This is a genomic window from Nonomuraea sp. NPDC001699 (genome assembly GCF_053596455.1).
This window is the reverse complement of the sequence record NZ_JBSFGF010000012.1, coordinates 239,284-260,502: the sequence shown is the minus strand read 5'-3', so window position 1 is coordinate 260,502 and position 21,219 is coordinate 239,284. Positions and strand designations below refer to the sequence as shown.

Genomic DNA, 21,219 nt, shown 5'->3' with positions numbered 1-21,219 from the left:
GGCGCGCAGGCCGATAGCGAAGCACTCCGACCTGCGCGCCGCCCCAGACCCACCTCCGCCGGTGGGACGGGGCATTTTTTATGTCCTTAAGTGAGTAGCCACGCAAGGAACGAGCCGATGACCGAACGGATGACAGGTGCACAGGCCCTGGTGAGGGCGCTGGAGCACGTGGGAGTCGACACCGTGTTCGGGATCCCGGGCGGCGCGATTCTGCCCGCCTACGATCCCCTCTACGACTCGACCAAGGTCCGGCACGTGCTTGTACGGCACGAGCAGGGCGCCGGCCACGCGGCCGAGGGTTACGCGCAGGCCACCGGCAAGGTGGGCGTGTGCATGGCGACCAGCGGCCCCGGGGCCACCAACCTGGTGACGCCCATCGCCGACGCCTTCATGGACTCGGTGCCGATCGTGGCGATCACCGGCCAGGTCGCCGCGCCGATGATCGGCACGGACGCCTTCCAGGAAGCCGACATCTCCGGCATCACCATGCCGATCACGAAGCACAACTTCCTGATCACCGATCCGGCGGACATCCCCCGCACGATCATGGAGGCGTTCCACATCGCCTCGACCGGCCGTCCCGGCCCGGTGCTGGTGGACATCTCCAAGGACGCCCTGCAGGCCCAGACCACCTTCAGCTGGCCGCCTGTCATGCAGCTTCCGGGCTACCGCCCGGTCACCAGGCCGCACTCCAAGCAGATCCGCGAGGCCGCCAAGCTGATCGCCGAGTCGCGCAGGCCCGTCCTGTACGTCGGCGGCGGCGTGCACAAGGCCGGCGCGTCGGCCGAGCTCCTGCAGCTCGCCGAGCTGACCGGCATCCCGGTCGTCACCACCCTGATGGCGCGGGGCACGTTCCCGGACAGCCACCCCCAGCACATGGGCATGCCGGGCATGCACGGTAGCGTCTCGGCCGTGGGCGCCCTGCAGAGATCCGACCTGATCATCGGGCTGGGCGTGCGCTTCGACGACCGGGTGACCGGCAACCTGTCCTCGTTCGCGCCGCAGGCCAAGGTCGTGCACGCCGACATCGACCCCGCCGAGATCTCCAAGAACCGGCACGCCGACGTGCCCATCGTGGGCGACTGCAAGGAGGTCATCAGCGACCTCGTCGGCGCGATCCAGGCCTCGGGCCAGAAGGGCGACTACACCGACTGGTGGACCGTCCTGAACGGCTACAAGGAGACCTACCCGCTGGGCTACGAGACCTTCGAGGACGGCACGCTGGCCCCCCAGTACGTGATGGAGCGGCTGAGCGCCATCGCCGGGCCCGACGCGTACTACGTGTCGGGGGTCGGGCAGCACCAGATGTGGGCCGCGCAGTTCATCGACTACGAGAACCCCGGGACGTTCATCAACTCCGGCGGTCTCGGCACGATGGGCTTCGCCGTCCCGGCCGCCATGGGCGCCAAGATGGGCCGGCCGGAGGCCACGGTGTGGGCCATCGACGGCGACGGCTGCTTCCAGATGACCAACCAGGAACTGGCCACCTGCGCCCTGGAGGGCGTGCCGGTCAAGATCGCCGTCATCAACAACGGCAACCTCGGCATGGTCCGCCAGTGGCAGACGCTCTTCTACGAGGAGCGTTACTCCAACACCGACCTGCAGACCGCGCGTCGCATCCCCGACTTCGTCAAGCTGGCGGAGGCCTATGGTTGTGTGGGCCTGCGATGCGAGCGCGCCGAGGACGTCGACGCGACCATCAGGAAGGCCATGGAGATCAACGACGTGCCGGTCGTGATCGACTTCGTCGTCCACCAGGACGCCATGGTGTGGCCCATGGTCGCGGCCGGCACCAGCAACGACGACATCAAGATCGCCCGGGACATGGCGCCGAAGTGGGAGAACGAGGATGACTAGGAGCGACCGATGAGCAGGCACACGCTGTCCGTGCTCGTGGAGAACAAGCCGGGCGTTCTCGCACGTGTTTCCGCGCTGTTCAGCAGGCGGGGGTTCAACATCGACTCGCTCGCCGTCGGGCCCACCGAGCACGACGACATCTCGCGCATCACGATCGTGGTGAGCGTGGAGGAGCTGCCCCTTGAACAGGTCACCAAGCAGCTCAACAAGCTGGTCAACGTCCTGAAGATCGTCGAACTGGACCCGTCGCAGTCCGTTCAGCGCGAGCTCATGCTGATCAAGGTCAAGGCCGACGCCGAGAACCGGTCGCATGTGCTCGAACTCGTCAATCTTTTCCGCGCGCGCTGCGTGGACGTCGCGGCCGACGCGGTGACCATAGAGGTCACCGGCACTCCCGACAAGCTTGAGGCGTTCGTCAAGGTCCTTGAGCCGTTCGGGATCAAAGAGCTCGTCCAGTCGGGCATGGTGGCCATCGGCCGCGGCGCCCGTTCCATTACCGACCGGTCCCTCAGGGCACTGGACCGTACCGCCTGAAAGGTTCTACAGAAGTGACCGAGATCTACTACGACGACCAGGCCGACCTGTCGATCATCCAGGGACGTCATGTGGCCGTGCTGGGGTACGGCAGCCAGGGCCACGCCCACGCGCTCTCCCTGCGTGACTCCGGCGTCGACGTGCGCGTCGGCCTCCCCGAGGGCTCCAAGAGCCGCGAGAAGGCGGAGAACGACGGGCTGCGGGTCGTCACCCCGGCCGAGGCGGTGGAGGAGGCCAACCTCACCATGATCCTCGCGCCGGACCACATCCAGCGCCACCTGTACGCCGAGCACGTCGCCCCCAACCTCGTCGAGGGCGACGCGCTGTTCTTCGGCCACGGCCTCAACATCCGCTACGGCCTCATCGAGGCGCCCGAGGGCGTCGACGTCTGCATGGTCGCCCCGAAGGGCCCGGGCCACCTGGTCCGCCGCCAGTTCGAGGCCGGCCGCGGCGTCCCGTGTCTCGTCGCCGTCGAGAAGGACGCCTCCGGCAAGGCCCTGGACCTGGCGCTGTCGTACGCCAAGGGCATCGGCGGCACCCGCGCCGGCGCGCTGCGCACCACCTTCACCGAGGAGACCGAGACCGACCTGTTCGGCGAGCAGGCCGTGCTGTGCGGCGGCGTCTCCGAGCTGATCAAGGCGGGCTTCGAGACCCTCATCGAGGCCGGCTACCAGCCCGAGGTCGCCTACTTCGAGTGCCTCCACGAGATGAAGCTCATCGTCGACCTCATGTACGAGGGCGGCATCTCCAAGATGTACTGGTCGGTCTCCGACACCGCCGAGTACGGCGGCTACACCCGCGGCCCGCGCGTCATCACCGACGAGACCCGTCAGGAGATGCGCCGCATCCTCGGCGAGATCCAGGACGGCACCTTCGCCCGGCAGCTCGTCGAGGAGTTCGACGGCGGCCAGAAGGACTTCACGCGCTACCGCGAGGAGCTGGCCGAGAACCCGATCGAGAAGACGGGCGCCAAGCTGCGTCCGATGATGAGCTGGCTCAAGGGCTGACCTTCGCGCCGCACGTCGCCCGCCCGCTGCACGGTCAGCGGGCGGGCGATGTCTTTTCCCCGACTTCGGGGGGCTTCGGGCGGTCCGATGGCATGATGCCGGGATGCCCTTCGATCACAACGATCACTACCACCGGGCGATGGCCCGGCTCGTGCCCGGAGGAGCCCGTACGGCGCTCGACGTCGGCTGTGGCACCGGGCGCTTCGCGCGGCGGCTCGCGGGCCTCGGGATCGAGGTGGACGCGGTGGACCCGGCCCCGGAGGTGATCGAGGCCGCCTCGGCGTCGCCGGTGGACGGCGTGCGGTTCGTGTGCGCCGACGTCACGCGCATGGAGCTGCCCCCGGGGCACTACGACTACATCTCCTGCCTGGCCAGCCTGCACCACATGCCGTTCGGGACGGTGGCGGCCCTCCGGGACGCGCTGGCGCCCGGCGGGGTGCTGGCCGTCCTCGGGTGCTACGCGGAGCGGACGACGGCCGACTTCGTCTGGAGCCTGGCGGCCGTACCGGCGAACGCGGCGGCACGGGTGGCGGTGGCGGCGGGGGAGCGGGCGGGAGGGCGGGACGGAGGGCGGGCGAGAGGGCATCGTGCCGTGCATGTGCCCGCGCCTGTACGGCCGCCGGAGATGTCCCTGGAGGAGGTCCGGCGGGAGGCGGCGTCGCTGCTCCCCGGCTTCTCCCTGCGCCGGCGGCTCTTCTGGCGTTACCTGCTGACCTACCGCAAGCCGTCCTGACCTTCACCACGGTGGGCGCGGTCTCCGGAGGTGAGGGCCCAGGCGGCGATGGCGGCGGCGACCGTGGCCGGGGCGATGAACGGCGTGAGCGGGTGGTGCAGGCGTAGCGCCAGGGCCGCGATGACGGCGCCGGAGACCACGCAGAGCACCACGCCCAGCGGGCGCAGCATCCCCGAGCGCGGGCCGACCGCCCGGCCCGCCAGGCTGGTCAGCGTGCCCGTGAGGTAGGTGGTGGACAGCCCGGGGCCGCCCGCCCAGCGCGTGACCGCGCTCTGCAGGCCCATCGCCGTCCCCGAGGCGGCGATCAGCGCCGGACGCGGCAGCACGTGCGCCGCCCATCCGGCCGCCACCAGCACCAGCAGCGCCAGCTCGGCGAGCAGCACCGTCAGGGGACGCGCCGGCACCGCCGCCGGGGGATCCCGTCCCGCGGACGGGGTGGGGCCCAGCAGGGTGAAGCCCGCGGTCAGGCCCAGGCAGAACGTGGCCAGGGCGAGGCCCGAGCGGATGACGTGCGAGGTGTCGCCGGTGCCGATGGCCAGGCCGAGAAGGACGATGTTGCCGGTCATGTTCGCGGTGAACACCTGGCCGAGCGCAAGGAAGCTCAGCGCGTCGACGGCCCCTGCCGCGAGCGCCAGAGCGAGCATCGAGAACCGTCCGAAACGCATACTCCGAGCACTATAACGGTTACTCTACGTAATTAGTCAATGAGTCGGGTGTTATCGGGTCCGTCTAGAGATCCCCGTCCGGTCTTGGGGTTCGGCGGGGAGTCTTGAAGCCCCCGTGAAGCGTGATAATAATACCGGTATAGTTATCGTGCCGAGGGCTGGGAGGCCGCTGTGATCACGCTCAAGACCGCCGGGGAGATCGACGCCATGCGGGAGGCGGGCCGCGTCGTGGCCACCGTGCACGCCGCCGTCAGGGAGCGGGCCGCCGTCGGGGTGTCGCTGCTGGAGCTCGACGAGGTGGCCCGCGAGGTCATGCACGAGGCGGGGGCGCGGTCGTCGTTCCTGGGCTACCACCCGTCGTTCGGGGCCATGCCGTACCCGGGGGTGGTGTGCACGTCCGTGAACGGGGTCATGCTGCACGGGTTGCCGACGCCGTACCGGCTGCGCGACGGCGACCTGCTGAGCGTCGACTTCGGCGCGCACGTGGACGGCTGGCACGCCGACGGCGCGGTCAGCTTCTCCGTCGGGCACGCGCGGGCCGAGGACCTGAAGCTCGTCCAGGTGGCCGGCGAGACGCTGGCGGCGGGCATCGCGGCCGCCGTGCCCGGAGGCCGGATGGGCGACATCGGCCACGCGATGTCGCTGGTCGGCCGCGGCGCCGGCTACGGCATGCAGAACGACTTCGGCGGCCACGGCATCGGCCGGGCCATGCACGAGTCGCCGTTCGTGCCCAACGAGGCGCGCGCCGGACTGGGGCTGCGGCTGCGTCCCGGCCTGGTGATCGCCATCGAGCCCAGCCTGATGGCGGGCGGCGACGACGAGTACCGCATGGCCGAGGACGGCTGGTCGGTGTGCTCCGGGGACGGCAGCAGGAGCGCCCACGTCGAGCACACGGTGGCCATCACCGCCGACGGCCCGGTGGTTCTCACCCTCCCCTGAGAGGACGCGTCAGCGCGGGGTCACGGCGGAGCCGGATATTCCTCTGCCGCGTACACCTGTCGGTCAAGAAGGGCGGGCTGTGTCATCCCTTCCCTCATGCCGCGTGTTTGCGCAGGTAAAGACAGAAATACCGGCGTTTGTTGAAAGAGGGCCTAGGGCAAATCTCCTCCCGATAGCTACGGAGAGTAGTCGATAGGTATCAAGGAGAATCGATATGTTCAGACAAGGGCTCATCCTGGCCGGGCTCGTCGGCGGGATGGTCATGGTCGGCGGCTCGGCTCTAGCGGCGACCCCTCACATGGCCTTCGTCCCTCACTCCGACGAGGACCCGGGCCGGGTTCTCTTCGTCTGCGGTGACGAGAACATCTTCGCCCGTGGCGAGGTCGACAACAGCACCAGCGGTGTGCTCGTCCTCGAGACCGGCGACATCCTGAGCCAGATCCTCGGCATCAAGAGCAAAGACACGAAGTGCGCTGTCAGCTGACGTAATTCCTCAGCGGCTGAACTGCGTGACCGAGGGGTCCGCCCGTCCGGGCGGGCCCCTTTGCCGTGCCGCGACGCGGCGTGGCCTGTGCCGGTCCCCCGGTCGAGGGGGGGGCGGGCCCGGCCGCGGTCCGGTGTGCGGGGGGACGTGCGGCGCGGGCCCGCCGGGAGGGAGCGTGCCGGGCATTCGGTGGGACGACCGGCTTGGGGGTGTGGCCGGTGACGGCCCGGCGCTCCCGGGATCTGGGGGTTCGCCTCGGCGTTGACTCCGAATTCTGGCGCGCCCGTGTCGGCTATGTAGTGAAAATGTGGACTATATCTGGGGCTCCAGGTGATCGGATCGTGATCACCTCTGTCGAGCCGGGGCGGCCCCCATGCGTCGGAGGCCGCCAGGCCCTCTACCGGGCCGCTAGCACTGGGCCGGCTTGAGCCACGAGCACTCCAGGTCGCCCGCCGTTCCCTGGTCGGCGGCCTTGAGGTGGGCGGTGACGTCGGTCGCCGTCGCCCGCGAGAACTGCGCGAGCCGTACGGCGATCTTGTCCTCGATGTCCTTCGGCGAGCCGGACAGGAACTGGTTCAGCATGATGGAGAAGACCAGCGGCTCGCCCTCGGCGCTGGTCACGTAGCCGGACAGCGAGGTCACGCCGGTCAGCGAGCCCGTCTTGGCGTGCACGTTGTTCGCCGCGGGGGTGTTCCGCATCCGGCTGCGCAGCGTGCCGCCGGTGAAGCGGTCGGCGTTGCCGGCGATGGGCAGAGCCTCGTACCAGGTGCTGAACCACGGCTTGGTCCGTACGGCGGTCAGCAGCTGCACGATCGAGTCCGGCGAGAAGCCGTCCCGGCGCGACAGCCCGGACCCGTCCCGCATGTTGATCACCTGGACGCCGTTGGCCTTGGCGAAGTCCGTGGCGACCTTGAGGCCGGCCGACCAGGTGCCCTGGTTCGCGGCCTTGCGGCCCATGGCCTTGGTCAGGATCTCGGCGTGCATGTTGTTGCTCAGCTTCAGGAACGGCACCAGCAGCTCGCTCAGCGGCATCGAGTCGTGCCTGGCCAGCTCGGCCGCCCCGGCGGGAGCCGCGCCCGTCGCCGTCGGCCCGAGCACCCGTACGCCGTGCGCGGCCAGCGCCTTGCGGAACAGCGTGGACACGTACGCCGTGGGGTCGTCCACCGCCACCCACTCCTGGTACGGGTCCGCGACCGTGCCGGTGATCACGACCGTCCGGGAGGCGTGCTGCCGTTCGATGAGCACGTCGGTCTCGGCGCCCACGGTGGCCTTGTTGACGATCTTCAGGTAGTCGGTCTCCGGGGTCGTCGAGACCTTGACCTGGCCGCCGTCGGCCTCCACCGAGACGATCACCGAGCCGGCGTCGTAGTCCCGGTCGGGGGAGGCGGTCAGGGCGGAGATCGGCGCCGCGTAGTAGGCGGTCTCGTCGTCCCAGGCCCAGTCGGTGCCGAGCCGCTGGCCGTCGAACCAGGTGTCGTCGGCGATCAGCTTGCCCGTGACGACCTTGACGCCGGATGCGGCGACCTTGGCCGCCAGCGCGTCGTAGTCCTCGGCGAGCATGGTCGGGTCGCCGGTGCCGCGCAGCACGAGGTCGCCGGTGAGCACCGAGCCGACCTTGCGGCCGGCGTTCAGCACGGTGGTCGGGAAGCGGTAGTCCAGGCCGAGCGTCTGCACCGCCGCGGCCGAGGTGAACAGCTTGGTGTTGGACGCCGGGGTCAGGAGCTTGCCGGCGTCGGTGGCGTAGAGCTGCTCGCCGTTCGCGGCGCTCTTCACGACGACGCCCGCCCGGCCGATCGTGAGCCGGGAGTCGCCGAGGATCTGGTTGATGTCCTGGGTCAGGTCGGCCACGCCGGGCGAGGGGTCGAGGGCGACCGCCGGTGTGGAGGGGCCGGACGCCCACGCGAGTGCCGCGACGAGCGTGCCCGCGAGGAGGGAGGCTGAGGTGCGCCGCATGTGGTCTCCAAGGGACTGGGGGATCGCATGTGAGCATGAATCAGCGCAGTCGCCGTGTAATCCGCAAATATCCGTATTTCTGGGGCGAGCTCCGGCGGCGCGCCGCCCACCGCCGCCCGCCGCTGCCTGCCGCCCACTGCCGCCTGCCGCCGCGCGGCCTTTCGGCGAGGGCGCGGCTCCGGGCGGGAGGCGGGGAGGTGTCAGGCGGACGGGATGTCGGAGGCCAGCAGGAAGCCGCAGTCGCCGAAGGAGATCTCGTCGCCCGACTTCACCCGGGCGGGCCCCACCAGCCGCCACCCGTTGAGCCGGGTGCCGTTGAGCGAGCCGAGATCGACCAGCATCCAGCCGCCATCGCCCTCCCGCCGCAGCTCGGCGTGCACGCGCGACACCGTCAGGTCCGACAGGACGAGATCGCAGGCCGAGCCCCGGCCGACGACGTAACGCAGCCGGTCGTCGTCCGGCAGGGCCAGCCGGGGCAGCCGTGGCCGCCGCCAGGCCGACTGGAGCCGGGTGGTGAACTCCGACATCGACGAGACCGCGTCCGTCAGCCGCTGCCTGATCGTCGCACGTCGCGGCAGGTCGGCGACCAGTTCGTCGAGCTCGTGCTGGTTGCGCGCCCGCAGCGCCTGGTCGACCCGGCCGACGAAGGTGTCGTGGGAGATCCGGCCCTCCACGGCCCGGTGCTTGAGCTCGTCGATCGCACGGTCGCGTTCCCCGTCGGAGGCGCGGAACGGCGGTTGGGTGGAGCTCATGTCCCGAGTATCGGCCTGAACGGCGTTCCGTGTCCAGAATACGCGGATCGGTTGCGGTGGCCATACTCGGTATGCATACTCAGTATCCATGTCGATCAGACACGGACTGCTCGCTCTGCTGAGCAGCGCGCCGCGCTACGGCTATCAGCTCCGGGTGGAGTTCGAGGCGTCGACGGGGGCGACCTGGCCGCTCAACATCGGCCAGGTCTACACGACGCTCTCCCGCCTGGAACGTGACGGCCTGGTGGCGCCCGGCGGCGCCGACGAGCAGGGCAGAGCCGTCTACACGATCACCGAGGCCGGTCGGGAGGAGCTGGAGCGATGGTTCAGCACCCCCGTCGACCACTCCGACCGGCCTCGGGACGAACTCGTCATCAAGATCGCGATGGCCGTCGCCGCCACCGACGTGGACGTCGGCGAGGTCATCCAGGCCCAGCGGATGGCGGGCATGCGCACGCTTCAGGACCTGACCAGGGCCAAGAGGGCCACGGGGGGCGGTCTCGCCCAGCGGCTCGTCCTGGAATCGATGATCTTCAAGGTCGAGGCCGAGCAGCGCTGGCTCGACCACTGCGAGGCCGTTGTCAAGGAGAAGAACCAATGACTGTGTTGGAGCTGCGGGACGTGACCCGCGAGCACGGCCAGGTGCACGCCCTGCGCGGCGTCAGCCTGGAGGCGGGGCAGGGGGAGCTCGTCGCGGTCATGGGCCCGTCGGGCTCGGGCAAGTCGACCCTGCTCAACCTGGCCGGCGGCCTCGACCGGCCCACGTCGGGCACGGTCCTGATCGAGGGCCGCGACCTGGCCGGGGTCCGCGACCTGGCCGCGCTGCGACGCGGCAGCGTCGGGTACGTCTTCCAGGACCTCAACCTGATCCCGTCCCTGACGGCGGCGGAGAACGTGATGCTGCCCAGGGAACTGGACGGCGTCCGCGCCGGCCAGGCCCGCCGGGAGGCGCTGACCGCCCTGGCCGACGTGGGTGTCGACCAGCTCGCCGACCGGTTCCCCGAAGAGCTGTCCGGTGGCCAGCGCCAGCGCGTGGCCATAGCCAGGGCGCTCGTCGGCGAACGGCGGCTGCTGCTGGCCGACGAGCCGACCGGCGCGCTCGACACGGCCACCGGCGACGAGATCCTGCAACTGCTGCGCACCCGCTGCGACGAGGGCGCGGCGGTGCTGCTGGTCACCCACGAGCCGCGCTACGCGGCGTGGGCCGACCGGGTGGTCTACCTGCGGGACGGACTGATCGTGGAGGCGTCGGCGGTGCGGCTGGAGAGCTCCCGATGAGCGCCTTCCTCGCCGCCCTGCGCATTTCCAGGCGGAGCGCGTGGCGGGCCAAGGGCCGTACCGCGCTGATCATGGTGATGATCGGCCTGCCCGTCCTGGTGATCACGGCGGTGCTCACGAGCGCCGCCACGACCAGCATCACCCCGCAGGAGAAGGCCGTGTCGGAGATCGGGGCGGCCGACGCGCGGATCATCACTTTCCCGTTCCGCCGGCCGGTGAAGCAGGACCACTACGGTTTCTCCGCATACCAGACCCAGAGCACCGGTCCGATGCGCCCGTGGACGGTCGCCGAGATCAACACGCTGCTGCCCGGTCGCCTGCTGCGTTACCAGGAGAGCGTGGTCACCACCCGGCTGCCCGACGGCTTCAACCTGGCGGACGTCCTGGAGGTCGATCTGCGCGACCCCATGACGGCCGGGGTGCGCCCCCTGAAGCAGGGCCGGTACGCCACCGCGCCCGGCGAGGTGGCGATCTCGTCGAAGATGGCCGACAGCGGCGTCCGGGTGGGCGACACGCTCGTCACGCGGCGGCCGGAGCGCACCGTGAAGGTGGTCGGCGTCTTCGACAACCCCAACCGGCCCGGCATCCTTGAGCTGACCGCCCTGCCGGAGGGCCTGCTCCCGCACCAGAACGACGGCAACAGCAGCGGCTGGCTGGCCGACACCGCCACGCCCGTCATGTGGTCGAAGGTGCAGCAGCTCAACCGCGCGGGCCTGGGCGTCATCTCCCGCGCGCTGCTCGACGCCCACACGGGCGACGACTCGCGCTTCGACGGCCCGGGAAGGGCGAAGGATCTGGTCGTGCTCGTCGTCGCGATCGTGCTCGTCGTCATGGAGACCGTGCTGCTGGCCGGTCCGGCGTTCGCCGTGGGGTTGCGACGGCGGCGCAGGGAGCTGGCGGTGATCTCCGCACAGGGTGGGTCGGCGCGGCACCTGCGCATGATCGTGCTGGCCGACGGCCTGGTGCTCGGCGGCGCGGCGGCCGTGCTCGGGGTGGTCCTGGGCATCGGCCCCGGCCTGCTGGTCGAGTCGATCGCGGCCAGGGAACTGGACTGGACGCACGGGCCGGCCGACGTGCCGTGGCTGCCGGTGCTCGGCGTGGCGGCGCTGGGCCTGCTCAGCGGGCTGGTCGCGGCGATCGTGCCCGCGGTGCAGGCGAGCCGGCAGAACACCGCGCTGGTGCTGGCCGGTCGGGCCGCGGAGGCCCGGGGGCGGGCCCGGCGTCCCGTGCTCGGGATCGTGCTGCTGGTGGTCGGGCTGGGGGCGACCGGCTACGCCATGACCAGGGGCGTGGTGTCGATGACGGCGGCCTTCGTGCCGTTCGTGCTCGGCGTGGTCGCGTTGATGCCGTGGCTGGTCCAGTCCGGCTCCCGGATCGCCGCCCGGCTGCCGCTCCCGCTGCGCCTGTCCGTGCGCGACGCCGCGCGCCACCGCGTCCGTACGGCCTCCGCCGCGGCCGCCGTCATGGCGGCGACCATGGGGGCGGTCGCGCTCGGCATCGGCAGCAGCACCGCCTACACACACCAGGAGGAGGCCACCGCCACGGTGTTCCCGCTGGGCACCACGGTGATCGGCGGGGCCACGGCGATGGACGACCAGACCTGGGCGCGGCTGAAGGAGGCCGTCCGCGTCCGCTTCCCCGGCACGGAGATCGTCGCCGGACGGGAGGTGGCGGACGCCAAGGGCAGGACGCTGTGGTTGACCGTGAACAGGACGACGTGCGGGGCGGCGTGCCCGCTGCGGTTCTACGACCGCCCCCCGATCGGCGGCGCGGACCTGCTCGCCTTCCTTCAGAAGCGCCGGGACCCGCAGGCGGCCGCCGCGCTGGCGGCGGGCAAGGCCGTGGCCTTCAGCCAGGACGTGATGCGCGACGGCATGATCGAGGTGACCGTCGACCGCCAGGACGGGGACACGCGCACGACCGCCAGGACGATCCGGATCCCGGCTGTGGTGTCCACCGGCGCCGACCCCCGTCAGGCGGGCGCCATGATCCCGCCGCAGGCGCTGGCCAAGGCCGGACTCGTGGTGACCGAGCGGATGCTCTACACCGGGTCCCCGCCGCAGGACGAACGGCGCATGGAGGCCGACCTGCGAGGCGAGGTGGACGGCAACCTGTTCCTCTACGCCGAGCGGGGGAACGCGGAGAACCGCGCCTTCGTCCTCATGATCCTGCTCGGTGCCGCGCTGGTCCTCGTGCTCGGAGGCACGTTCGCGGCCACGGGGCTGGCGGCGGCCGACATGCGTCCCGACCTGAACAACCTGTCGGCGGTCGGCGCGGCGCCCCGGGTGCGCAGGCTGGTGGTGGCCGCGCAGGCCGCCTACATCGCGGGACTCGGCGCCGTGGTGGGCCTGCTGGCCGGATCCGTCGCCGGGGTCGCGGTGACCTGGCCGCTCACCAGGTACGGCGGTGGCGGCTCGCGTAGCTTCCTGGACGGTCCTGCCGTGATCGACGTCCCCTGGCTGTTCCTGGCCGCGCTCGTGCTGGGGCTGCCGCTGGTCGCGGCGCTGGTGGCCGGGCTGTTCACCCGGACGCGGCTGGTGCTGGCGCGGCGGGTGGCCTGAGCCGGTAGCGCAGCGTCACCAGCACGGACAGGAAGATGATCAACGCCGGGACCGCGGTCTGCCCGATGAGGACCGCGGTCACGGCGCTGTCCGGCTGCTGGACGGGCGTGCCCGCGTCGGACTCGACGAAGCCGCCGATCGACAGGATGATCCCGAAGATCAGCGCGCCGAACGAGCTGACGCCGCTCTCGATGGCCGTCCACAACCCGGTCAGCACGCCCGCCCGCCGCTTGCCGGACTCGGCCGCGTCCGTGGCGACCACGTCGGCCAGCATCGAGAAGAGCATGAGCTCGACCCCGGCGATCCCGATGCCGACCAGCAGGATGGTCAGGTGGGCGTACAGGGGGCCGAACAGCGGGGTCGCCATGGCCGCCGCCGTGCCGCCGCCGAACAGCAGCGCGGCCAGGATCATCGCGCCGCGCTTGTCGAAGCGCCGGGCCAGCCACACCCACAGCGGCATGGTCAGCAGCATCGGCCCGACCAGCGCGGCGAAGAGCGTCTGCGTGCTCTTGGGCGACCCCAGCGTGTACGACGCGAAGTACGGCGCCGCGGCCAGCATCATGCTGACGGCCAGCATCTGCAGGCAGGCCATGACGGTCAGCCACAGGAACGCCCGGTTGCCCCTGATCGCCGCGAACTGCTCGCGCCACCCGCCGTGGTCGGCCTCCGGGGCGCCGGTCATGGGGGCGCGGGCGGTGCCGAAGAAGGAGCCGAGCATCGAGGCCAGCAGGATGAGCGCGATCGTCAGGCCCATCAGCCGGTAGCTGCCGAGCGTGCCCTCCTCGCCCTGGCCGGTGGCGATCATCGGGGCCAGCACGCCGCTGATCGCGGTGGCCGCGCCGATGAAGACCATCCGCCACTGCAGCAGTGAGGTGCGCTCGTGGTAGTCGTCGGTCATCTCGCCGGGCATGGCCTTGTACGGCACCTCGTACAGCGCGTACGCCGTGGCCGTCGCCATGAAGCACAGCCCGACGTACAGGGCGGCCGGGACGCCGGTCAGCGGCGGCCCGGCGAAGACGAGGAAGAAGGCGACGGGCAGCGTCAGCGACCCGGCCAGCAGCCAGGGGCGGCGCGGTCCCATGCGCGAGACCGTCCGGTCCGACCACCGGCCGACCAGCGGATTGATGATCAGGTCCCAGACCTTGGGTGCGGTGACCACGACGCCGGCCAGCCACGCGGGCACCGCCAGGAAGTTGGTCATGTAGTACAGCAGGAGCAGGCCGGGCACGGCGCTGACCGTGGCCGTGCAGAAGGAGCCCACGCCGTAGCCGAGGCGCACGCCCCTGGAGACCGTGGGCGCGCTCACCGGCGTTGTGATCATGAGCCTTATTCAAGCCGAGCGAGAGCTTGTTCGGTAGGGCCCAGTTTCCCGGGCCCCACCGGCGGCCACTCCAGAACGGCGGCTACTCCCGGACGTTGGCGCACACCACGTGCGCGCCGATCTCGATCATCCGGCGCTCGCTGCGCGCGTCGGCGACCCTGGCCATGAGGATCGGCGCGCCGCTGGCCGCGAACTGCGGCAGGCGGGCGCGGACCAGCCGGTGCAGGTCGCGGACGACGTCCTCGGCGGCCGACATGTGCACCTTCACGTGCAGCATGATCCCGGTCGCCCCGGACGCGGTGCCGGCCTCGGAGATCCACACGTGGTGCACGAGCGGGAAGTCCGCCAGCAGTTGCGCGATGGCCTGCCGCAGCGCCGGCAGGATCGGGTGCGTGCACCGGCGGTAGCCCGGGTCCACCTGCTGCATCGGCCCCGACAGGTGGGGCCGGGGCGCGGGCACCCACGGCAGCGCGGGCGCCTGCGGCGTCGGCGGGGCCGCCTGCGCCATCGCGGGCACGCGCGAGACGGTGGCCATCGCGCCCGTCGCGTAGGCGGCGGGCACCGCCCCCGACAGCACGGGTGTGTGCCCCGAGCGCGTGCCGGTGAGGAAGCGCTGGAGATCGTCGATGGGCACGGCCGCGGCTGCGGGGCCGGCGGCGTCGATCACGATCTCCCGCACGCCGGTGACGCGCTGGATGTCCAGGATGGTGTCGGCGTCGCACACCGAGAGCGAATGGCTGCCTCGGTGCCGGGCATAGGTCGTAGGGCTGGTGTAACCGAGCAGAACCCGGTCACCCGCCTGGGTCGTCCCAAGGACGACCGATCGATCTGGTCGCACTGCCACCAGGACTCCACCGTCGGCGAGGGCCGCCAGCAGGCGATGGGGCGTGCCATGCTGTGCGAGCACGTCGGCAAGCGCAGGATTCCCGATGCTCATATGACGAACCATAGGTAGTCGGCCACGGCTTATCAGGCTAATGGCGAATAAATCTCCCGATCAAGACAAAGATGTATGCGAAGTGGATGACTTTGCCGCGACGGGGGTAGCCGGAGCCGTGTCCGGGAGCCCGTGACGCCGGGCGGGTCGTCTCAAATCGTGGGTCCCTCGTGAACGCGTTCACAAGCGCGGATAGACTCAGAGAGATCCGAGGGACCCATCGACGTGTCCCTCCAGCCCGCCGCATGCCCCTAAGGATCCACGCCTGTGAACAAGCCCGTCGTTCTGGTCGCAGAGGAGCTGTCCGAGGCCGGCCTCGCCGTGCTCGGCGCCGATTTCGAGGTCCGCCACACCGACGGAGCGGACCGTTCCCAGCTTCTGCCCGCCCTCGCCGACGTGGACGCCCTGATCGTGCGCTCCGCCACGCAGGTCGACGCCGAGGCCATCGCCGCCGCGCCGAAGCTGCGCGTGGTCGCCCGCGCCGGCGTCGGCCTCGACAACGTCGACGTCGAGGCCGCCACCAAGGCCGGTGTCATGGTCGTCAACGCGCCGACCTCCAACATCACCAGCGCCGCCGAGCAGACCATCGCGCTCATCCTGGCCAGCGCCCGCAACACGGCCCAGGCCCACGCCGCGCTGAAGAACGGCGAGTGGAAGCGCTCCAAGTACACCGGCGTCGAGCTGGACGAGAAGGTCGTCGGCATCCTCGGCCTCGGCAAGATCGGCCAGCTCGTGGCCCAGCGGCTCCAGCCGTTCGGCGTCGAGCTGATCGCCTACGACCCCTACCTGCCGCCGGCCCGCGCCGCGCAGATGGGCGTCAAGCTGCTCAGCCTCGAAGAGGTGCTCAAGCAGGCCGACTTCATCACCGTGCACCTGCCGAAGTCGAAGGAGACCCTCGGGCTCATCGGCGACAAGGAGCTGCACGAGGTCAAGCCGTCCGTGCGGATCATCAACGTGGCCCGCGGCGGCATCGTGGACGAGGCCGCGCTCTACTCGGCGATCAAGGAGGGCCGCGTCGCGGGCGCCGGCCTCGACGTGTTCGCCAAGGAGCCGTGCACCGACAGCCCCCTGTTCGAGCTGGACCAGGTCGTCGCCACGCCGCACCTCGGCGCCTCCACGCACGAGGCCCAGGAGAAGGCCGGCACGCAGGTCGCGCGGAGCGTGAAGCTGGCGCTGGCGGGCGAGTTCGTGCCCGACGCGGTCAACGTCCAGGGCGGCGCGGTGGCCGAGGACGTCAAGCCGGGCCTGCCGCTGGCCGAGAAGCTGGGCCGGGTCTTCACCGCCCTGGCCGGCGAGGTCGCCACCAAGCTCGACGTCGAGGTCCGCGGCGAGATCGCCTCCCAGGACGTGCGGGTCATCGAGCTGGCCGCGCTCAAGGGCGTGTTCGCCGACGTGATCGAGGAGCAGGTCACGTACGTCAACGCGCCGCTGCTGGCCAAGGAGCGGGGCATCAGCGTGGAGCTGGTGACCAGCTCCGAGAGCCCCGACTGGCGCAACGTGGTGACCCTGCGCGGCGTGCTCGCCGACGGCCGGCACGTCTCGGTCTCCGGCACGCTGTCCGGCCCCCGGCAGATCACGAAGATCGTCGAGGTCAACGGCTACGAGATGGAGATCGAGCCGACGGCCCACCTGTCGTTCTTCACCTACACCGACCGTCCGGGCATCGTGGGCGTGGTCGGCCGGCTGCTCGGCGAGGCCGCCGTGAACATCGCCTCGATGCAGGTCGCCCGTGACGTCAAGGGCGGCAAGGCGCTGATCGCGCTGACCGTCGACTCGGCCATCCCGGCCGCCGTGATCGACCAGATCGCAGCCGAGATCGGCGCCGAGAGCGGCCGTTCGGTCGACCTGGAGGACTGACCTCCGCCGCCGCGGGACCGACCCCCAGATCTGGGGGAAGGCCGTCACCTGGACCGTTCCGGGTGGCGGCCTTTTCTTGTCTCAGAATGCGAGATAGTAGGACATCCAACGAGACAGCGAAACCGCCGCCGGGTACCGTGGATGGAAATGCGCCAGGTGCTCGTACTCATTACCTGCCGCGGCGGGGCCTGTTAGGGCAGGCCGACGACCCGCCGCGGTGAGTGGTGACGTCGTCGGCCGGTCAGTCCCTTTTCCTTCGCCCGGTCCGTGACCCGGACCCGCGAGAGCAGGCCCGGTCGGATTCGCGACCGGGGTCCGACGCCCCCCTTTGGAACGCGCCCGCGAAACGAGATGAGCGACATGTACGAGATGTATGCCTGGAACCGTACCGAAGAGAACGAGAACGAGGCCGCCGAGGCCCTGCAGACTGCCCTGGACCGCAGGGACAACGGCGGCGCCCCCCAGAACTCGGCCCGGTAGCGCCCGCCCTCAGGCCCGCGCCGCGGCGTGGGCCAGGGCGAGCGCGCCGAGCAGCGGCGCGTCGTCCGTGAACCGGCCGGGCCGGATCTCCGGCGGGAACGGCACGGCGCGCCGCACCTCGCAGGCCAGCCTGGGCACGATCAGCCCGGCCGCGCCCATCATGCCGCCGCCCACGACCAGCCGCTCCGGGTCGAGCGTGACGCACAGGTTCGCCACGGTCATGGTCAGCACCCGCAGCGTCTCCTCCACCAGCTCCGCCAGCGGCCCGGAACGTGCGGCGAGCACCTCCTCCGCCGTGGTCGCGCGGCCGAGCAGCGCGCCGCCCCTGGCCGCCAGCCCCGCGCCGGAGACCAGCTCCTCCAGCGGCACCCGCCCGTCGGCGAAGGCCGCCTGCCCCGGCGTGACCTGGAGGTAGCCGATCTCGCCGGCCGCGCCGTGCGCCCCGGCCACCACCCGGCCGCCGACCACCAGGGCCGCCGCCAGGCCGGTGCCGAGGTTGAGGTAGACGCCCGTGGAGACGCCGCGCAGCGCGCCCCACCGCAGCTCGGCCGCAGCCGCCGCGTTCACGTCGTTGTCGATGGCCACCGGCGTGGCGCCGAACTCCTCCCGCAGCAGCCTGGGCAGCTCCAGCCCCTCCCAGCCAGGGACGTTCGGGGCCAGGCGCACCACGCCGTCCCTGATCACCCCGCAGGTCGAGAAGCCGACCGCGGCCGGCCGCCCGTCCAGGACGCGGGCCGCGGCCAGGGCCCGGACGAGCGTGTCCGGCCCGGTCTCCAGCCGGGTGCGACCGGCGACCACGGGCCCGTCGGAGCCCGACACCCCGATCGCGATCTTGGTGCCGCCGACGTCGATGCCCAGGACCCGGCTCATCGCGCGGCGCCCCTGCGGGCCAGCGAGTCGATCGCCACCGCCAGGGCCAGCACGCCGGCCGTCACCATGAACCGCACGGAGGAGTCCACGCTCAGCAGGTACATGCCGTTGGTGATCGACTGGATGACCAGCACCCCGAGCAGCGCGGCGTAGGCGCGGCCCCGGCCCCCGAACAGCGACGTGCCGCCGATGACCGCCGTCGCGATGGCCATGAGCAGGATGTCGCTCCCGCCCGACCCCTGGTTGACCGCCGACAGCCGGCTGGCCGCCAGCACGCCGCCGGCCGCCGCCAGCGTGGAGGCCAGCACGAACGCCAGGATCCTGATCCTGGTCACGTTGATGCCAGCGCGCCTGGCGGCTTCGGCGTTGCCGCCGACGGCGTACAGGTGGCGGCCGAAGGCGGTGTGCCGCAGCACCAGGTCCAGCAGGACGACCAGCGCGCCGAAGAGCACCAGCAGCAGCGGCACGCCCCGGTCGGCCGACATGACCGCCACCGCCGCGCCGAGCACGACCGCCAGCCCGCCCGACGACACGGGGACCTGCCACGCCGGCGCCACGGGCAGCCCGGCGGCCAGCCGCGCCCGCCTGGCCAGCGTGGCGATCCCGGCGTGCCCGCCGGCCAGCCCGATCACCAGCGCCCAGGACAGCCAGCCCGGCAGCCAGGTGTCGCTCAGCCCGGAGACGAACCCGTTGAACGGCAGGTTGATCGTCCCGCCCTCGCGCAGCAGGTAGAGCAGCAGCCCGAGCCAGCCCATCAGCCCGGCCAGCGTGACCACGAACGACGGCATCCGCAGCTTGGTCAGCATGAGCCCGTGCAGCAGCCCGATCGCCGCCCCGGCCGCCAGCGCGAGCAGGATGGCGAGCAGCGCGTTCCAGCCCTGCTTGACGTGGACGATCGTCATGATCGTGGCGCACAGGCCGCTGACCGAGCCGGCCGACAGGTCGATCTCGCCGAGCAGCAGCACCATGATGAGGCCGAGCGCGATCGTGCCCGTGGCGGCCATCTGGAGGACGAGGTTGGTGAGGTTCTCGGGCGACAGGAAACGGTCGTTGAGCGTGCTGAACACGATCGTGATCGCCACCAGTCCGCCGACCACCGGCCAGGCGCCGACCTCTCCCTGGCGCAGCCGTCCGGTCACCGCGATCGGCATCGCCGTCATTCGCCCGCTCCTGTGATCGCGGCCACGATCTCCTCGCGGGAGGCGTCGGCCGTACGGAACTCACCGGCGTTGCGCCCGAGGCGCAGCACCACCACCCGGTCGCTCACCTCGCGCACGTCGGCGAGGTTGTGCGAGATGACCAGCACCGCGAGCCCGCGCTCGCGCAGCCGCCGGATCAGCGCGAGCACCTGCGCCGTCTGCTCCACGCCGAGCGCGGCGGTCGGCTCGTCCAGGATGACCAGCCGGGGCTCGCCGAGCAGCGCCCTGGCGATGGCCACCGACTGCCGCTGGCCGCCCGACAACATCGACACCGGCACCCTGATGTCGCCGATGTGCACGTCGAGCTGGGCCAGCAGGTCGCGGGTCGCGCGTTCCATGCTCAGGTGACGCAGCACCGACCAGCGGCGGCGTTCGGCCCCGAGGAACAGGTTGGCCACGACGTCGAGATTCTCGCAGAGCGCGAGATCCTGGTAGACGGTCGAGATGCCGAGCGCCTGCGCGTCGTGCGGGGTGGCGACGCGCACCGGCACGCCGTCCACGGTGATCTGGCCCTCGTCCGGCACGACCGCGCCGGAGATGGTCTTGACCAGCGTCGACTTGCCCGCCCCGTTGTCGCCCATGAGCGCCACGACCTCGCCGGGACGCAGGTCCAGCCCTGCCCCGTCGAGCGCCCGCACCGCTCCGTACCGTTTGGAGATCCCGGTCGCCGCGATCATCTACTCGATGCCCGCCTTCGCGCAGGCGGCCTCGACCTCGGCCGTGCAGATCTGGTCGGCCTTGTAGAACCCGTCCTTCACGATGGTGTCCTTGATCTTGTCGGCGGTGACCGCGATCGGGTCGAGGAGGAAGGCCGGGATGTCGGCGGTGCCGTTGTTCACCTTGGAGGTGGCGGCGGGCTGCTCGCCCTTGGTCAGGGCGACGGCCAGTTCGGCGGCCTTCTCCGCCTCTCTCCTGATGTCCAGGTAGATGGTCATGTACTGCTCGCCGGTGAGGATGCGCTGCACGGCGGCCAGTTCCGCGTCCTGCCCGGTGATGGGCGGCAGCTCCTTGTAGCCGGCGCGCTTCATGGCCGCGATGGCGCCGCCCGCCATGCCGTCGTTGGCCGACAGCACGCCCACGATGTCGTCCCGGCCGAGGGCGGTGATCGCCTGCTCCATCTGCTGCTGCGCCTTGTCGGGGCTCCAGTCGGGCGTGTCGAACTCCCTGCCGACCTTGACCTTGCCGTCCAGGACGTTCTTGGCGCCCTTCTTGTAGTCGGCCGAGCTCGGGTCGGTGGGCGAGCCGTGGATCATCACGATCTGCCCCTTGGCCGTGGTGCCCTTGGCGTTCATGGCGTCGAGCAGCGCCTGGCCCTGCATCTCGCCCACCCGTACGTTGTTGAACGAGACGTAGTAGGCGTAGTCGATCCCCGAGATCAGACGGTCGTAGGCGATCACGGGGACCTTCTTCTGCCTGGCCTGGTTGACCAGGGGCGCCACCGCGTTGGCGTCCACGGCGTCCAGGACAAGCACGTCGGCGTCCTGGGTGAGCGCGGCCTCGACCTGTTGCTGCTGCTTGGCCGCGTCCTGCTCGGCGTTGCCGTAGATCACCTTGCAGCCGGGGCACAACGCCTTGACCTTGGCCTCGAACAGGGGACGGTCGAAGGCTTCGTACCGGGTGGTCTTGGATTCGGGGAGGAACAGGGCGATCGTCCCGCCCTGTCGCGCCGTGTCGGTCTGCGTGGTGGCCTGCGTGGTGGTGGTCGTGCCGGTGGTGCTGTTCCCGCAGGCGGCGGCCAGCAGGACCGCCGCCGCGGGGATGAGTCGCCAAGCTCGGTGCATCGCACTTCGTC

At 71.1% G+C, this 21,219-nt stretch carries 19 protein-coding genes; 10 read left to right on the top strand and 9 right to left on the bottom strand.

The window, feature by feature from the left end; translation table 11 throughout:
- Positions 1-90 precede the first annotated feature (90 nt).
- From ACWCSU_RS32425 to ACWCSU_RS32410, 4 genes are all read left to right on the top strand, one after another.
- A complete protein-coding gene (locus tag ACWCSU_RS32425) occupies positions 91-1,857 on the top strand; it encodes an acetolactate synthase large subunit (protein WP_357697567.1) in 1,767 nt (588 codons plus the stop codon).
- A gap of 9 nt (positions 1,858-1,866) precedes the next feature.
- Positions 1,867-2,391: an acetolactate synthase small subunit gene (gene ilvN / locus ACWCSU_RS32420; protein WP_352318972.1), complete on the top strand. Its 525-nt coding sequence runs from the start codon at positions 1,867-1,869 to the stop codon at positions 2,389-2,391.
- Between the two features lie 23 nt (positions 2,392-2,414).
- Positions 2,415-3,398 carry a ketol-acid reductoisomerase gene (gene ilvC, locus ACWCSU_RS32415; protein ID WP_125637313.1) on the top strand — a complete coding sequence of 328 codons (984 nt, stop codon included), beginning with the start codon at positions 2,415-2,417 and terminating at the stop codon, positions 3,396-3,398.
- 103 nt (positions 3,399-3,501) lie between these two features.
- Complete coding sequence (locus tag ACWCSU_RS32410) at positions 3,502-4,131, top strand: class I SAM-dependent methyltransferase (protein ID WP_449940037.1); 630 nt, start codon at positions 3,502-3,504, stop codon at positions 4,129-4,131.
- Here ACWCSU_RS32410 and ACWCSU_RS32405 read toward each other — a convergent pair.
- The gene (locus ACWCSU_RS32405; RefSeq protein WP_449940035.1) at positions 4,113-4,796 is read right to left on the bottom strand and encodes a YoaK family protein; all 684 of its coding nucleotides are present in this window, start codon (positions 4,794-4,796) and stop codon (positions 4,113-4,115) included. The two genes, ACWCSU_RS32410 and ACWCSU_RS32405, sit on opposite strands and share 19 nt — an antisense overlap.
- Positions 4,797-4,967: 171 nt before the next feature.
- On the opposite strand from ACWCSU_RS32405, the gene map reads away from it, so the two are divergent.
- Entirely contained in the window at positions 4,968-5,735 is a 768-nt protein-coding gene (gene map, locus ACWCSU_RS32400; RefSeq protein ID WP_357697573.1) for a type I methionyl aminopeptidase, read from the top strand.
- A 214-nt stretch (positions 5,736-5,949) separates the two neighbouring features.
- Entirely contained in the window at positions 5,950-6,219 is a 270-nt protein-coding gene (locus ACWCSU_RS32395) for a hypothetical protein (protein ID WP_352318980.1), read from the top strand.
- Between the two features lie 408 nt (positions 6,220-6,627).
- On the opposite strand, the gene dacB is transcribed toward ACWCSU_RS32395, so the two are convergent.
- The gene (gene dacB / locus ACWCSU_RS32390) at positions 6,628-8,172 is read right to left on the bottom strand and encodes a D-alanyl-D-alanine carboxypeptidase/D-alanyl-D-alanine endopeptidase (protein ID WP_357697575.1); all 1,545 of its coding nucleotides are present in this window, start codon (positions 8,170-8,172) and stop codon (positions 6,628-6,630) included.
- Positions 8,173-8,372: 200 nt separating this feature from the next.
- Positions 8,373-8,924, bottom strand: coding sequence for a DUF1707 and FHA domain-containing protein (locus ACWCSU_RS32385; RefSeq protein ID WP_357697577.1), 552 nt, complete (start codon positions 8,922-8,924; stop codon positions 8,373-8,375).
- Between the two features lie 88 nt (positions 8,925-9,012).
- Between ACWCSU_RS32385 and ACWCSU_RS32380 the strand changes: the two genes are divergently transcribed.
- Genes ACWCSU_RS32380 through ACWCSU_RS32370 form a run of 3 tightly spaced genes read left to right on the top strand, consistent with a single transcriptional unit; the run spans position 9,013 to position 12,763 of the window.
- Positions 9,013-9,525, top strand: coding sequence for a PadR family transcriptional regulator (locus tag ACWCSU_RS32380; RefSeq protein WP_357697579.1), 513 nt, complete (start codon positions 9,013-9,015; stop codon positions 9,523-9,525).
- Positions 9,522-10,202, top strand: coding sequence for an ABC transporter ATP-binding protein (locus tag ACWCSU_RS32375; RefSeq protein ID WP_357697581.1), 681 nt, complete (start codon positions 9,522-9,524; stop codon positions 10,200-10,202). Before ACWCSU_RS32380 ends, ACWCSU_RS32375 begins: the two co-directional genes overlap by 4 nt.
- Positions 10,199-12,763, top strand: coding sequence for an FtsX-like permease family protein (locus ACWCSU_RS32370; protein ID WP_449940032.1), 2,565 nt, complete (start codon positions 10,199-10,201; stop codon positions 12,761-12,763). The genes ACWCSU_RS32375 and ACWCSU_RS32370 overlap by 4 nt, the downstream gene beginning before the upstream one ends.
- On the opposite strand, the gene ACWCSU_RS32365 is transcribed toward ACWCSU_RS32370, so the two are convergent.
- The gene (locus ACWCSU_RS32365) at positions 12,723-14,084 is read right to left on the bottom strand and encodes an MFS transporter (protein WP_364085142.1); all 1,362 of its coding nucleotides are present in this window, start codon (positions 14,082-14,084) and stop codon (positions 12,723-12,725) included. The genes ACWCSU_RS32370 and ACWCSU_RS32365 overlap by 41 nt on opposite strands.
- A gap of 82 nt (positions 14,085-14,166) precedes the next feature.
- Positions 14,167-14,991, bottom strand: a complete 825-nt coding sequence (locus tag ACWCSU_RS32360) for a hypothetical protein (protein WP_357697587.1) — start codon at positions 14,989-14,991, stop codon at positions 14,167-14,169.
- Positions 14,992-15,288: 297 nt separating this feature from the next.
- Here ACWCSU_RS32360 and serA point away from each other — a divergent pair, with 297 nt between their 5' ends.
- Complete coding sequence (gene serA, locus ACWCSU_RS32355) at positions 15,289-16,878, top strand: phosphoglycerate dehydrogenase (protein WP_357697589.1); 1,590 nt, start codon at positions 15,289-15,291, stop codon at positions 16,876-16,878.
- Between the two features lie 489 nt (positions 16,879-17,367).
- Here serA and ACWCSU_RS32350 read toward each other — a convergent pair whose 3' ends face one another.
- Genes ACWCSU_RS32350 through ACWCSU_RS32335 form a run of 4 tightly spaced genes read right to left on the bottom strand, consistent with a single transcriptional unit; the run spans position 17,368 to position 21,208 of the window.
- The gene (locus tag ACWCSU_RS32350; RefSeq protein WP_449940028.1) at positions 17,368-18,228 is read right to left on the bottom strand and encodes an ROK family protein; all 861 of its coding nucleotides are present in this window, start codon (positions 18,226-18,228) and stop codon (positions 17,368-17,370) included.
- The gene (locus tag ACWCSU_RS32345) at positions 18,225-19,388 is read right to left on the bottom strand and encodes a sugar ABC transporter permease (RefSeq protein WP_397037825.1); all 1,164 of its coding nucleotides are present in this window, start codon (positions 19,386-19,388) and stop codon (positions 18,225-18,227) included. Before ACWCSU_RS32345 ends, ACWCSU_RS32350 begins: the two co-directional genes overlap by 4 nt.
- Complete coding sequence (locus ACWCSU_RS32340) at positions 19,385-20,104, bottom strand: ATP-binding cassette domain-containing protein (RefSeq protein ID WP_449940027.1); 720 nt, start codon at positions 20,102-20,104, stop codon at positions 19,385-19,387. Before ACWCSU_RS32340 ends, ACWCSU_RS32345 begins: the two co-directional genes overlap by 4 nt.
- Positions 20,105-21,208 (bottom strand): sugar ABC transporter substrate-binding protein, encoded by a 1,104-nt coding sequence (locus ACWCSU_RS32335; protein WP_449940025.1) that lies wholly within the window; start codon positions 21,206-21,208, stop codon positions 20,105-20,107.
- Positions 21,209-21,219: the final 11 nt, after the last annotated feature.